Annotated in this window: 13 protein-coding genes; 8 read left to right on the plus strand and 5 right to left on the minus strand. The window is 62.5% G+C overall.

The features are described from left to right. Window positions 1–152 precede the first annotated feature (152 nt). Genes QOM08_RS19580 through QOM08_RS19615 form a run of 8 tightly spaced genes read left to right on the plus strand, consistent with a single transcriptional unit; the run spans window position 153 to window position 6,311 of the window. Window positions 153–1,367, plus strand: a complete 1,215-nt coding sequence (locus tag QOM08_RS19580; RefSeq protein WP_047228289.1) for a PepSY-associated TM helix domain-containing protein — start codon at window positions 153–155, stop codon at window positions 1,365–1,367. Further along, window positions 1,364–1,906 carry a thiamine pyrophosphate-binding protein gene (locus tag QOM08_RS19585; RefSeq protein WP_076383866.1) on the plus strand — a complete coding sequence of 181 codons (543 nt, stop codon included), beginning with the start codon at window positions 1,364–1,366 and terminating at the stop codon, window positions 1,904–1,906. The genes QOM08_RS19580 and QOM08_RS19585 overlap by 4 nt, the downstream gene beginning before the upstream one ends. Continuing rightward, entirely contained in the window at window positions 1,903–2,229 is a 327-nt protein-coding gene (locus QOM08_RS19590; RefSeq protein ID WP_139049504.1) for a hypothetical protein, read from the plus strand. The genes QOM08_RS19585 and QOM08_RS19590 overlap by 4 nt, the downstream gene beginning before the upstream one ends. Then, window positions 2,226–2,801 (plus strand): DUF6162 family protein, encoded by a 576-nt coding sequence (locus QOM08_RS19595; RefSeq protein ID WP_139049503.1) that lies wholly within the window; start codon window positions 2,226–2,228, stop codon window positions 2,799–2,801. Before QOM08_RS19590 ends, QOM08_RS19595 begins: the two co-directional genes overlap by 4 nt. 35 nt (window positions 2,802–2,836) lie before the next feature. Next, the gene (locus tag QOM08_RS19600; protein ID WP_047228285.1) at window positions 2,837–3,763 is read left to right on the plus strand and encodes a metal ABC transporter substrate-binding protein; all 927 of its coding nucleotides are present in this window, start codon (window positions 2,837–2,839) and stop codon (window positions 3,761–3,763) included. After that, on the plus strand, window positions 3,760–4,512 hold the full coding sequence (locus QOM08_RS19605) for a metal ABC transporter ATP-binding protein (protein WP_316912025.1): 753 nt from the start codon (window positions 3,760–3,762) through the stop codon (window positions 4,510–4,512). Before QOM08_RS19600 ends, QOM08_RS19605 begins: the two co-directional genes overlap by 4 nt. Continuing rightward, on the plus strand, window positions 4,512–5,411 hold the full coding sequence (locus QOM08_RS19610) for a metal ABC transporter permease (protein ID WP_047228283.1): 900 nt from the start codon (window positions 4,512–4,514) through the stop codon (window positions 5,409–5,411). Before QOM08_RS19605 ends, QOM08_RS19610 begins: the two co-directional genes overlap by 1 nt. Then, window positions 5,412–6,311, plus strand: a complete 900-nt coding sequence (locus QOM08_RS19615; RefSeq protein ID WP_173406719.1) for a metal ABC transporter solute-binding protein, Zn/Mn family — start codon at window positions 5,412–5,414, stop codon at window positions 6,309–6,311. Window positions 6,312–6,616: 305 nt separating this feature from the next. Here the strand turns inward: QOM08_RS19615 and prpF are convergent, their stop codons facing one another. The 5 genes from prpF to QOM08_RS19640 form a co-directional block, all read right to left on the minus strand. Beyond that, window positions 6,617–7,810, minus strand: coding sequence for a 2-methylaconitate cis-trans isomerase PrpF (gene prpF / locus QOM08_RS19620; protein WP_076383863.1), 1,194 nt, complete (start codon window positions 7,808–7,810; stop codon window positions 6,617–6,619). A gap of 43 nt (window positions 7,811–7,853) precedes the next feature. Beyond that, entirely contained in the window at window positions 7,854–10,445 is a 2,592-nt protein-coding gene (acnD, locus tag QOM08_RS19625; RefSeq protein ID WP_107322048.1) for a Fe/S-dependent 2-methylisocitrate dehydratase AcnD, read from the minus strand. 196 nt (window positions 10,446–10,641) lie between these two features. Beyond that, window positions 10,642–11,769 (minus strand): 2-methylcitrate synthase, encoded by a 1,128-nt coding sequence (gene prpC, locus QOM08_RS19630; RefSeq protein WP_274090943.1) that lies wholly within the window; start codon window positions 11,767–11,769, stop codon window positions 10,642–10,644. A gap of 43 nt (window positions 11,770–11,812) precedes the next feature. Next, the gene (gene prpB, locus QOM08_RS19635) at window positions 11,813–12,697 is read right to left on the minus strand and encodes a methylisocitrate lyase (protein WP_047228278.1); all 885 of its coding nucleotides are present in this window, start codon (window positions 12,695–12,697) and stop codon (window positions 11,813–11,815) included. Next, window positions 12,694–13,407 carry a GntR family transcriptional regulator gene (locus QOM08_RS19640; protein ID WP_139049499.1) on the minus strand — a complete coding sequence of 238 codons (714 nt, stop codon included), beginning with the start codon at window positions 13,405–13,407 and terminating at the stop codon, window positions 12,694–12,696. Before QOM08_RS19640 ends, prpB begins: the two co-directional genes overlap by 4 nt. Between the last annotated feature and the right edge of the window lie 59 nt (window positions 13,408–13,466).

Here is a 13,466-nt window from a genome sequence, read left to right on the forward strand (position 1 = left end):
CTTTCATCTTTCGCTTCAGGATTTCCATTGCTCGTTCGTCTTAATTAGATGCAGCAGGTCGCGTCGGCAAAAGCCACGACCGGCTTTTCAGGGTTCAGGGGATTACGAAGCCCGTAATACCGAGCCTTTCATCGAATCAAGACGTTCAAACCATGTCGAAGAAATCCCGCTCCAAACTCTGGTTTCTGGTTCATAGCTGGCTGGCACTGCCCATCTGGTTTTTCGTCCTCATCGTTTGCGTCACCGGCACGCTGGCGGTGGTCAGCCAGGAGATCGTCTGGCTGGTCAATCCCGAGATGCGCGCCAGCAAACCCTCGGACGACGCAGCGCTGCTCAGCTACGACCAGGTCGTCGCCGCCATCAAGCAAGCCCAGCCGCAAACCCAGGTGCAGAGCATCGTACGCCCGGATGAGTCGCATTTTGCCCTGGAGGTCGGCGTGACCTACCCCGACGGGCGCCCCGACAAGATCTACGTCAACCCATACAGCGGCATCGTCCAGGGCTCGGCGCCGACGTTCAATTTCAGAGGCTTTACCCGTGCCCTGCATGGCTGGTGGCTGGTACCGTTCACCAATGGTTACAGCTGGGGATGGTACCTGGTGTCACTCCTCGGCCTGCCGCTGCTGGCATCCCTGGTGACCGGGCTGGTGGTCTACAAGCGTTTCTGGAAGGGGTTTTTCCGTCCGACCCTGCGGATCCGCCACGGCGCACGCATTTTCTGGGGCGATTTCCACAGGCTCAGCGGCATCTGGTCGATCTGGTTCATCGCGGTCATTTCCATTACCGGCACCTGGTTCCTGATCGAGGCGTTGCTGTCGGACAACCAGATTTCCATTTCCAGCGCACCGGTCATTCCGGTGGTATCACGTGAAAGTGTCCCACTGTCAGCCGACGGTACCGCGCCATCACAACTGAACCTGGACCGCGCGATTGAAATCGCCCGCCAGCAAATCCCTGGCCTGGAAACCAGCTTCGTCAGCCTGCCCGGCAACGCTTACAGCCACTTGGAAATCGGTGGACGCGGTTGGTATCCGCTGATGTTCCAGACCGCCACCATCAATCCCTATAACGGTGAGGTCGCCGCCTCGCGACTGCTGTCGGACCGCACAGCGCTGGAATTCGTCACCGAATCCATGCGTCCGTTGCACACCGGGGACTTCGGCGGCCTCTGGATCAAGCTCATCTGGTTCTTCTTCGGTTTGATCATGAGCATGATGGTCCTCAGCGGACTGCTGATCTGGACCAAACGCACCGCCCTGGCTACCGCGAATGCCTTCAAGCGCAGCCAAAAACCTTCCCGGCAAGCTCGAACTGCGCCGTTGTTGCAGCCGTCCATCCACCGTGAATCGCCGGAGGGCAACCTGTGACCCCGTCCACCACCACCGCGCCGCCATCGCGTCTAAGTGTGTTCTGGCAAAAATGGCGCTTTCACCTCAACGTGCTGCTATTGCTGATCCCACTGGGTTTCATGCCCAAGTACTTCTCCGAAGCCGCGTTGTTCCGCGGTGATGCCGGGCTGGGTGAGCGGGAGGTCGGTGAAGTCCAGGTCGGCCCCTGGAGCCTGCGCCTTGCAGAGTTTCGCGACGAAGCGCCACGTCTCGATGGACCGGCAGGCCATATGAAGCACTTCAACGCCGCGCTGTGCCAAAGCTGCATCAGCCAGGTCAAGGCTACTTATCTACGTATCGGCAAACCTCGCAGCCTGCGGGCCGCCGGGGTGATTTTCTTCGGCTCGCCCTATCGCATGGGCGCCTTGTTGCCGGTGCCGCAAAAGACCCGGCTCGACGCCGAACTGTGGATCACCCTTGAAGGCTGGGACGGCTCGATGCACCAGGCTTCCATACCCCTGAGCCAGGCCTCGCCGGCCACCATCGCCTGGCTGAAAACCCAAGGAGCCCAACCATGACTGCCCGCGGCTATCTCAACAGCCTGGCGCTGCTGCTCTGCGCAGGTGCCAGCAGCAACGCCCTGGCCCATAACCCGATGTGTGAATGCAAGGCCATCGACGCTGAGCAGATCCAGTGCACCGGCGGTTTTTCCGACGGCAGTGGCGCGCCCGGCGTGACCCTGGATGTGATCGGCTACGACGAAACCATCCTGGTGCCGGGCAAGCTCGGCGCCGATTCGACGCTGACATTCAAGAAGCCCAACGCCGAGTTCTACGTACTCTTCGACGCTGGCCCCGGCCACGTGGTGGAAATCGACCAAGCCGATATCGAGGCCCCATGAGCAATCCCACCACCCAAGTGATCCGTCCCGCCGGCGCCGGCCATGAAACCCTGTATGTGTTGCTGCTGTGCCTGATCATCATTCTGGTGGCCGGATCGGTGGTGGCCTGGCACGGCGAAACCCATGACGTCAGCGAGGTGCCTGCCCATCAAGTTGACGCCCGCCGCGATCTCAGCGCTGCCGAGCAAGGCATCTATGCCGACCTGCGGGTGACCCTGGATGAGATCCGTCTGCTACGCGAAGAGCAACAGTCCCTGCCCACCCCGCAAATCCTGGCCGAAGAGGGCTTTGCCCCGTTCGCTCAGGATGCCAGTTCCGTCAGCCGAGGCGGACATGTCTGGCAGCAGGTGGAGAACCGGGCCTACTTCGGCGCCAGTGCAAATCCATCCGTCGCCGGTTCATTTCTGATGCGCATCGGCGAAGCATCCGACGCCGTCCCGGACATCTGGCTCAATCGCGGCAACAGCGTCGCCGTCTCCAGCGATCTGGACGACACCGCTTTGTCCGCCGCCGGCTGGAAGCAGATCGTCGCGCAGTTCGACGCCGGCGTAACCCGCCAGCACCGGCACTGACCCCACGTCCTCATTCGAGAGAAGACCGTTTGCCCATGTCTATTGCATTTCAACGCCGCCCTTTGCTGGGCCTGCTGATCGGCCTGCTCGCCTGTCTGTTCACCCCACTGGCCAGCGCCGAAGCGGCCAAGCGCCTGCGTATTGGCATCACCCTGCATCCTTATTACAGCTACGTGGCCAACATCGTCGGCGACAAGGCCGAAGTGGTGCCGCTGATCCCGGCCGGCTTCAACCCCCACGCCTACGAACCTCGTGCCGAGGACATCAAGCGCATCAGTGGGCTCGATGTGATCGTGCTCAACGGTGTGGGTCATGACGATTTCGCCGACCGGATGATCGCCGCCAGCGAAACCCCGAACGTGAACGTGATCGAAGCCAACGAAAACGTACCGCTGCTGGCTGCCACCGGGATCGCCGCTCGGGGCGCCGGCAAGGTCGTGAACCCGCATACCTTCCTGTCCATCAGTGCCTCCATTGCCCAGGTCAATAACATCGCCCGGGAACTGGGCAAGCTTGATCCGGACAACGCCAAGGCATACACCCAGAACGCCCGCGCCTATGGCAAGCGCCTGCGACAAATGCGTGCCGCGGCCCTGGCAAAGCTGACCCAGGCCCCCAATGCCGAGTTGCGGGTCGCCACGGTCCACGCCGCCTACGATTACCTTCTGCGCGAATTCGGCCTGGAGGTCACCGCCGTGGTCGAGCCGGCCCATGGCATCGAGCCAAGCCCGAGCCAGTTGAAGAAGACCATCGACCAACTGCGCGAACTGGACGTGAAAGTGATCTTCTCGGAGATGGACTTTCCGTCCACCTACGTCGACACCATCCAGCGGGAGTCGGGGGTAAAACTGTACCCGCTCTCGCACATTTCCTACGGCGACTACAGCGCCGAGAAGTACGAAAAGGAAATGACCGGCAACCTCGACACCGTGGTCCGGGCCATTCAGGAGTCCGGCGCATGACGGTCCAGGAAACGCTCACCTTGCAACACGTCGGCCCCTTGATCGAGTTCGACGATGTCAGCCTGAACCTGGGCCGCACCGCGATTCTCGATGCGGTGGCCTTCCAGGTGCAGCCGGGCAGCATTCATGCGCTGGTGGGTCCGAACGGCGGAGGCAAGAGTTCGCTGATCAAGACCTTGCTCGGGCAGATGCCCCACCAGGGACGCTTGAGCCTGCAATGGCCGGGTGAGCCCGGTGTCATCGGCTATGTGCCCCAAGCCTTGGAATTCGACCGCGGCCTGCCTATGACCGTGGATGATTTCATGGCAGCGATGTGCCAACGCCGGCCGGCCTTTCTCGGCCTGAGCAAGCATTACGTCGGCGCTATCGGCCAGGCCCTGGAACGGGTCGGCATGCAGGACAAACGCAAGCGTCGCATGGGCGCGCTGTCCGGCGGTGAACGCCAGCGGGTGTTGTTGGCCCAGGGGCTGATTCCTGCGCCGCAACTGCTGGTGCTGGATGAACCGATGTCGGCGCTGGACGAGGCCGGCATCCAGGTGTTTGAACACCTGCTGCGAGACTGGCGCCAGGCCGGCATCACGGTGCTGTGGATCGAACATGACCTGGAAGCCGTCGGGCGCCTGGCTGACCGCGTCACCGGCCTGAACCGCCGCGTGCTGTTCGATGGCCCGCCGCGCCAGACCCTGACGCCGGAGCGCTTGCTGACGCTGTTTTCCACCCATCCACGCCCGAACGGGAGCGCCGCCTGATGAGTTACGAAGCCTTTCGTTTGATGGTCCAGGGTTGGGCGTCGTCCGGCTATCTGCCCGAAGCGCTGGCTTACGGGTTTGTGGTCAATGCGTTGCTGGCCGGGCTGCTGATCGGCCCGGTGCTGGGTGGCCTCGGCACCCTGGTGGTGGTCAAGCGCTTCGCGTTTTTCTCTGAAGCCGTGGGCCACGCGGCGCTGACCGGCGTGGCGGTCGGCATCCTGCTCGGCGAACCCTACACCGGGCCCTACGGCAGCCTGTTCGGCTATTGCCTGCTGTTCGGCATCCTGCTCAATTACCTGCGCAACCGCACCGGCCTGGCACCGGACACGCTGATCGGCGTTTTCCTCTCGGTGTCCCTGGCCCTGGGCGCCAGCCTGCTGCTGATCCTGGCGGGCAAGATCAACGTGCACATTCTGGAAAACGTGCTGTTCGGCTCGGTGCTGACGGTCAATGGCAATGACCTGCTGGTGCTGGCGGTGGTCGGTTCACTGGTGATGGCTTTGGCGTTGCCGCTGTACAACCGCATCATGCTCGCCAGTTTCAATCCGCAACTGGCGGCGGTGCGCGGGGTGGCGGTCAAGACGCTGGATTACCTGTTCGTGGTGTTGGTGACGCTGATCACCGTGGCGGCGGTAAAGGTCATCGGCGCAATTCTGGTGGGGGCCTTGCTGGTGATTCCGGCGGCTGCGGCGCGTCTGCTCAGCCAGTCGTTGAAAGGTTTTTTCTGGTGCTCCGTGCTGATCGCAACCGTCAGCACCCTGTGCGGGATTCTCGCACCGATTGTCTTCGACCTGCCGATCCCGTCCGGTGCCGCGATCATTCTGGTGGCCGGCATCGCATTTGCCCTGGCCGCCATTGCCCGGGGTGTTGTCCCCAGCCTCAAAGGGAATCTTGGATAAATGGTTTTTTCATTGCGACAACTGGCATTGGCCGTAGCCTTGTGCGGTCTGGTAAACAGCCCTTCTTTCGCCGCCGAAGGCACACCGGTGCGCCTGCTTGCTTCGTTGCCGGTCACCTACGGCTTGGGTGAAGCGTTGCTCAAGGGCACCGATGTCAGCCTGGAGCGCGCCGCGCCGGCCAATCTGCCCGGGACGCGCCAGAATGCCTACTTCAGCGGCCGTGGCGCGCCGGCCCTGAGCAAGCTGGCCAGCGATGCCGACGCGGTGATCGGGCTGCGTTCGTTGTGGCCGGATGATCCGCTGTACCCCATGGCCCGCCGCAGCAACATCCGCATCGTCGAAGTCGATGCCGCCCGCCCGGTGGACGGCGCCCTGCCCGGTATCGCCGTGCAATCGGGATCGGCCGATGGCCTGGCGAGCCAACCGTGGATGGCCAGCCATAATCTGGGACGGATGGCCGATGTCATCGCCGCCGACCTGGTGCGCCTGGCACCGACGGCCAAACCGAAGATCGACGCCAACCTGGCGGCGCTCAAGCAGCGCCTGCTCAAGCTCAGCGCCGAGAGTGAAAAGCGCCTGGCCAGTGCCGACAACCTGAGCGTTGTCAGCCTGAGCGAGCATTTCGGCTACTTGATCAGCGGTTTGAATCTGGACGGGATCAGCACCGATGCCCGGCCCGACGCCGAATGGACACCCGAAGCCCTCAAGCAATTGACCGCCACGTTGAAAGACAACGACGTGAAGCGGGTGCTGCATCATCGTCAGCCCGCGGATGCCGTGAAAGCGGCCATCACTGAGGGCGGCAGTCAGTTACTGGTCCTGAGCACCGACGCCGCCGACCCGGTGGCGGAGCTGGAGAGCAATGTGAACCTGGTCGTCACGGCGTTGACAGGGGGCTGACTGCAGGAATGCGCGCCCCTGTGGGAGCGGGCTTGCTCGCGATAGCGGTGTATCAGGCGACATCAATGCTGACTGTGCCGGCCTCATCGCGAGCAGGCTCGCTCCCACAGGTTCAATCGCGGATGTTCGCAGATTCTGTGCTCACCACAAATCCACTGTGGGAGCGAGCCTGCTCGCGATGAGGCCGGCACATCCAACCTCTTTGCGGGCTGTACCATCGCTATCGCGAGCAGGCTCGCTCCCACAGTTTTGATCGCGGATGCTCGCAGACGCCGCGTTCACCACGGGTTTGCCTGGGTCAAGTGTCAGTTCAGAACATCCCCCGGTACCCGCACAAACCCTTCCATCAATACCCGCGCGCTGCGGCTCATGATGGCTTTTTTCACGGTCCATTCGCCATTGACCTGGCTGGCCTCAGCGCCGACGCGCAGGGTGCCGGAGGGATGGCCGAAGCGCACAGCGGTGCGGTCGATGCCGCCGGCCGCCAGGTTCACCAGCGTGCCGCTGATCGCCGCCGCCGTGCCGATGGCGACCGCCGCGGTGCCCATCATCGCGTGGTGCAGTTTGCCCATGGACAGTGCTCGCACCAGCAAGTCGACGTCCCGCGTCGTCACGGCTTTACCGCTGGAGGAGAGGTAGTCCGCCGGCGGTGCGACAAACGCCACCTTCGGCGTGTGCTGGCGCTGGGCGGCTTCGTCCAGATGCTGAATCAGGCCCATGCGCAAGGCGCCGTGGGCACGGATGGTTTCGAACATGGCCAGGGCCTTGGGATCGCCATTGATGGCGCCCTGCAATTCGGTGCCGGTATAACCAACGTCCCGGGCATTGATGAAGATCGTCGGGATGCCGGCGTTGATCAGGGTTGCCTTGAAGGTACCAACACCAGGCACCTCAAGGTCGTCCACCAGGTTGCCGGTGGGAAACATCGAGCCGCCACCGCCCTCCTCCTCGGCCGCCGGGTCCATGAATTCCAGTTGCACTTCAGCCGCCGGAAAGGTCACGCCGTCGAGCTCGAAGTCACCGGTTTCCTGCACCGCGCCGTCGGTGATCGGCACATGGGCGATGATGGTCTTGCTGATATTGGCTTGCCAGATCCGCACCACGGCCACGCCGTTTTGTGGGATGCGACTGGCGTCCACCAAACCACTGCTGATGGCGAATGAACCGACCGCCGCCGACAGGTTGCCGCAGTTGCCGCTCCAGTCCACGAACGGCTTGTCGATGGACACTTGGCCGAACAGGTAATCGACATCGTGATCGGCTCGGGTGCTCTTGGACAGGATCACGGTCTTGCTGGTGCTCGACGTCGCGCCGCCCATCCCATCGATCTGCTTCTCGTATGGATCGGGGCTGCCGATCACCCGCAGCAGCAGAGCATCCCGGACCGAGCCGGGAACGCGGGCCGCTTCGGGCAGGTCCTGCAAGCTGAAGAACACGCCTTTGCTGGTGCCACCGCGCATGTAAGTGGCGGGGATTCTGATTTGCGGTGCGTGAGCCATGATGCTCCTCAAGCGGGCCCGCAAGGGTGCCCGCAGCTGTGATTTAGACGGCAACCGCCGATTCCAGGAAATCCTGGGCAAAGCGCTGCAATACGCCGCCGGCTTCGTAGATCGACACTTCTTCGGCGGTATCGAGACGGCAGGTCACCGGCACTTCGACGCGCTCGCCGTTCTTGCGGGTGATGACCAGGGTCAGCGTCGCACGCGGGGTGCGCTCGCCGATCACGTCATAGACCTCGCTGCCGTCGATGCCCAGGGTCTTGCGATCGGTGCCCGGCTGGAACTCCAGCGGCAACACCCCCATCCCCACCAGATTGGTGCGGTGGATACGCTCGAAACCTTCAGCGGCAATCGCCTCGACACCGGCCAGGCGCACGCCCTTGGCCGCCCAGTCCCGGGACGAACCCTGGCCGTAGTCGGCACCGGCGATGATGATCAGCGGCTGCTTGCGCTCCATGTAGGTTTCGATGGCTTCCCACATGCGCATGACCTGGCCTTCCGGCTCGACCCGGGCCAGCGAACCCTGCTTGACCTTGCCGTTTTCCTGGACCATCTCGTTGAACAGTTTCGGGTTGGCGAAGGTCGCACGCTGGGCGGTCAAATGGTCGCCCCGATGGGTTGCGTAAGAGTTGAAATCTTCTTCCGGCAGGCCCATTTTCGCCAGGTATTCGCCAGCGGCACTGTCGAGCATGATGGCGTTGGACGGCGACAGGTGATCGGTGGTGATGTTGTCCGGCAGCACCGCCAGCGGACGCATGCCCTTGAGCGGCCGCGCACCGGCCAGCGCTCCTTCCCAATACGGCGGGCGACGGATATAGGTGCTTTGCGGGCGCCAGTCATACAGCGGCGTCACTTTTGGCCCGGTGTCCTCCTGGATGGCGAACATCGGGATGTACACCTGACGGAACTGCTCCGGCTTCACCGAGGCCTTGACCACCGCATCGATTTCTTCGTCGCTCGGCCAGATGTCCTTGAGGCGGATCTCGCGACCGTCCACCACGCCCAGCACATCCTTCTCGATGTCGAAGCGGATGGTCCCGGCGATGGCATAAGCCACCACCAGCGGCGGCGAGGCAAGGAACGCCTGTTTGGCGTACGGATGGATGCGCCCATCGAAGTTGCGGTTGCCCGATAACACAGCGGTGGCGTACAAGTCGCGGTCGATGATTTCCTGCTGGATCAGTGGGTCCAGCGCACCGGACATGCCATTGCAGGTGGTGCAGGCGAAGGCCACGACACCAAAACCCAATTGTTCCAGCTCTTTGGTCAGACCGGCTTCATCCAGGTACAGCGCCACGGTTTTCGACCCCGGCGCCAGGGACGACTTGACCCATGGCTTGCGGGTCAGGCCAAGGCGGTTGGCGTTGCGCGCCAGCAGGCCGGCGGCGATCACGTTGCGCGGGTTGCTGGTGTTGGTGCAACTGGTGATAGCCGCGATGATCACTGCGCCGTCGGGCATTTGCCCGGGCACATCGTCCCACTGACCGGAGATACCTTTGGCGGCCAGATCCGACACCGCGACGCGGGCGTGGGGGTTGCTGGGACCAGCCATGTTGCGCACCACCGACGACAGATCAAAGGTCAAGCCACGCTCGTATTGCGCGCCCTTGAGCGTGTCGGCCCATAGGCCTGCCTGCTTGGCGTAGGTCTCGACCAGTTGAACTTGCTGGTCTTCGCGGCCGGTGAGCTTCAGGTAATCGATAGTCTGTTGGTCGATGTAGAACATCGCCGCCGTGGCGCCATATTCCGGGGCCATGTTGGAAATGGTCGCGCGGTCGCCCAAGGTCAGGGCACTGGCGCCTTCACCGAAAAACTCCAGCCAGGCACCGACGACTTTTTGCTTGCGCAGGAATTCGGTCAGCGCCAGCACCATGTCGGTGGCGGTGATGCCCGGTTGCAGCTTGCCGGTCAGCTCGACGCCAATGATTTCCGGCAGGCGCATCCATGAGGCACGTCCCAGCATCACGCTTTCGGCTTCCAGGCCGCCAACGCCGATGGCGATCACACCCAAGGCATCGACGTGGGGGGTGTGGCTGTCAGTGCCCACGCAGGTATCGGGGAACGCCACGCCGTCACGCTGCTGGATCACCGGTGACATTTTTTCCAGGTTGATCTGGTGCATGATCCCGTTGCCCGGCGGAATCACGTCGACGTTCTTGAAGGCTTTCTTGGTCCAGTTGATGAAGTGAAAGCGGTCTTCGTTGCGCCGGTCTTCGATGGCGCGGTTCTTGGCGAACGCCTGGGGATCGGACCCGCCGCTTTCCACCGCCAGGGAGTGGTCGACGATCAGTTGGGTCGGCACCACCGGATTGACCTGCGCCGGATCGCCGCCCTGCAGGGCAATGGCGTCGCGCAGGCCGGCCAGGTCTACCAGGGCGGTCTGGCCGAGGATGTCATGGCACACTACCCGGGCCGGAAACCATGGGAAGTCCAGATCGCGCTTGCGCTCGATCAGTTGCAGCAGCGACTCGCCCAGCGTCGCCGGATCGCAGCGACGCACCAGGTTTTCCGCCAGCACCCTGGAGGTATACGGCAGGCCATCGTAAGCGCCAGGCCGGATGGCATCCACGGCCCCGCGAACGTCGAAATAATCCAGCGAAGTGCCGGGCAGCGGTTTGCGAAATTCTGTGTTCATCGTCAGCACTCGGGTCACGGTGGTTTCAGAAGGTTGGCGCCAGCCTCAAAGCCCCCCCGGCCACTGTGGGAGCGAGCTTGCTCGCGATAGCGGTGTATCCGTCCACATTAATGTTGAATATCAGTACGCAATCGCGAGCAAGCTCGCTCCCACAGGGTTTCGGGGTAATCAGTTCCGGCGGCTAAAACCCTCCAGTTCAGCGTTGTTCGATTGGCACGAACTTGCGCTGTTCGACGCCGGTGTATTCGGCGCTCGGTCGGATGATGCGGTTGTTGGCACGTTGTTCGTAGACGTGGGCGGCCCAGCCCGTCAGGCGCGAGCAAACGAAGATCGGCGTGAACAGCTTGGTCGGGATGCCCATGAAGTGGTACGCCGAGGCATGGTAGAAATCGGCGTTGGGAAACAGTTTTTTCTGCTCCCACATGGTCTTGTCGATGGCCTCGGAAACCGGGAACAACACCGTGTCACCCACCTCGTCGGCGAGTTTTTTCGACCAGCCCTTGATCACCTCGTTGCGCGGGTCGTTGTCCTTATAGATCGCGTGGCCGAAGCCCATGATCTTGTCCTTGCGCTCGAGCATCCCGAGGGTGCCCTTGATCGCCTCCTCCGGCGACTGGAAGCGCTGGATCATTTCCATCGCCGCTTCGTTGGCGCCACCATGCAACGGGCCGCGTAGCGAACCGATGGCGGCGGTGATGCAGGAAAACAGGTCAGACAGGGTCGAGGCACACACCCGCGCCGTGAAGGTCGAGGCGTTGAACTCGTGCTCGGCATACAGAATCAGCGAGACGTTCATCACCTTGACGTGCAGCTCGCTCGGCTTCTTGCCATGCAACAGGTGCAGGAAATGGCCGCCGATGGAGGTCTCGTCGGTCACACACTCGATGCGCTGGCCTTCGTGGCTGAAGCGATACCAGTAGCACATGATCGCCGGGAACGCGGCCAACAGGCGGTCGGTCTTGTCATGTTGTTCGGAGAAATTCTGCTCCGGTTCCAGGTTGCCCAGGAACGAGCAGCCGGTGCGCATCACGTCCATTGGGTGGGCGTCGGCGGGAATGCGCTCCAACACCTCTTTCAAGGCTTGGGGCAAGTCCCGCAATTGGCTCAGTTTGCCTGTGTAGGCGTCCAGTTGCGCCTGGGTCGGCAGCTCGCCGTACAGCAGCAGGTAAGCCACTTCTTCAAATTGCGCGTCAGCCGCCAGCTCGCGGACGTCGTAGCCGCGATAGGTCAGGCCGGCACCTGACTGGCCTACGGTGGACAATGCGGTTTGCCCGGCCACCTGGCCACGGAGCCCGGCGCCACTGAGTACTTTTGCTTCGGCCATTTGCTGTCTCCATTTTTTTAGATTTGTAGAGGCTGCGCTCTGTTCATTTTTTCGCCGCGAACAACGCATCGAGCTTTTGCTCGAAGGTGTGGTAGTCAATGCGATCGTAAAGCTCCATGCGAGTCTGCATGGTGTCGATGACGTTCTGTTGCGTACCGTCGCGGCGGATTGCGGTATAGACGTTCTCGGCCGCTTTGTTCATGGCGCGGAAGGCCGACAGGGGGTACAGCACCAGGGACACGTCGGCGCCCGCCAGTTGTTCGGTGGTGTATAGCGGTGTCGCGCCGAATTCAGTGATGTTGGCCAGGATCGGGGCTTTCACCCGGCTGGCGAAAAGCTTGTACATCTCAAGTTCGGTAATGGCTTCCGGAAAGATCATGTCGGCACCGGCCTCGATGCACGCGGCGGCGCGGTCCAGGGCCGATTCCAAGCCCTCCACGGCCAGGGCGTCGGTACGGGCCATGATCACGAAGCTGTCATCGGTGCGCGCGTCGACGGCGGCTTTGATGCGGTCGACCATTTCCTGTTGCGAGACGATCTCTTTGTTCGGACGGTGGCCGCAACGCTTGGCGCCGACCTGGTCTTCAATATGAATGGCCGCCGCGCCGAACTTGATCATCGACTTGACCGTGCGGGCCACATTGAACGCCGAGGAGCCAAACCCGGTATCCACGTCCACCAGCAACGGCAGGTCGCAGACGTCGGTGATACGGCGCACATCGGTCAGCACGTCATCCAGGCCGGTGATGCCCAGGTCCGGCACGCCAAGGGAGCCGGCCGCCACGCCGCCGCCCGACAGGTAGATCGCCTTGAAACCGGCGCGTTTGGCCAGCAGCGCGTGGTTGGCGTTGATCGTGCCCACCACTTGCAGCGGATGCTCGTTGGCGACCGCATCGCGAAAACGCTGGCCTGGAGTGCTGTTGCTCATGACTCACCTCGTTCAGTGGCGGCGCTGTCCTGGAAATGACGCGCGATGTTGCGTTTGGAAGCGCCGATGTGCCGGCGCATCAATAATTCAGCCAGTTCACCGTCACGGTCGGCGATGGCATCGAGAATCCTGTGGTGCTCGGCAAAGGCCTGGCGCGGACGGTTGGGCGTGGTGGAAAACTGGATGCGGTACATGCGCACCAACTGATACAGCTCGCCGCAGAGCATTTGCGTCAGGGTGCGGTTGCCGCTGCCCTGGATGATCCGGTAATGGAAATCGAAGTCGCCTTCCTGCTGGTAATAGCCGACACCGGCCTGGAACGCCGCGTCGCGCTCATGGGTTTCCAGGACCCGGCGCAGCTCGTCGATTTCTTCCAGGGTCATGCGCTCGGCCGCCAGACGGCAGGCCATGCCTTCCAGGGACTCGCGGATTTCATAGAGTTCCAGCAACTCGGCGTGGCTCAGGGATACCACCCTGGCGCCCACGTGAGGCACCCGCACCAGCAAGCGCTGGCCTTCCAGGCGATGGATGGCCTCGCGCAGCGGGCCGCGGCTGATGCCGTAGGTGCGTGCCAGTTCGGGCTCGGAGATCTTGCTGCCAGGCGCGATATCGCCTCGCACGATTGCGGCCTGGATACGCCGGAAGACGTTCTCGGAAAGGGTTTCCGATTCCTCTTGGGCCAAGACCGGTGATTCGAGCTGATCGAGCATATTGTCGACACCTTATAAATCTATAAGGCAAAAACTAACCAATCACTGCGCTTTCGTCA

It is taken from the genome of Pseudomonas sp. P105 (assembly GCF_032614175.1).
Classification (GTDB): domain Bacteria; phylum Pseudomonadota; class Gammaproteobacteria; order Pseudomonadales; family Pseudomonadaceae; genus Aquipseudomonas; species Aquipseudomonas rhizophila.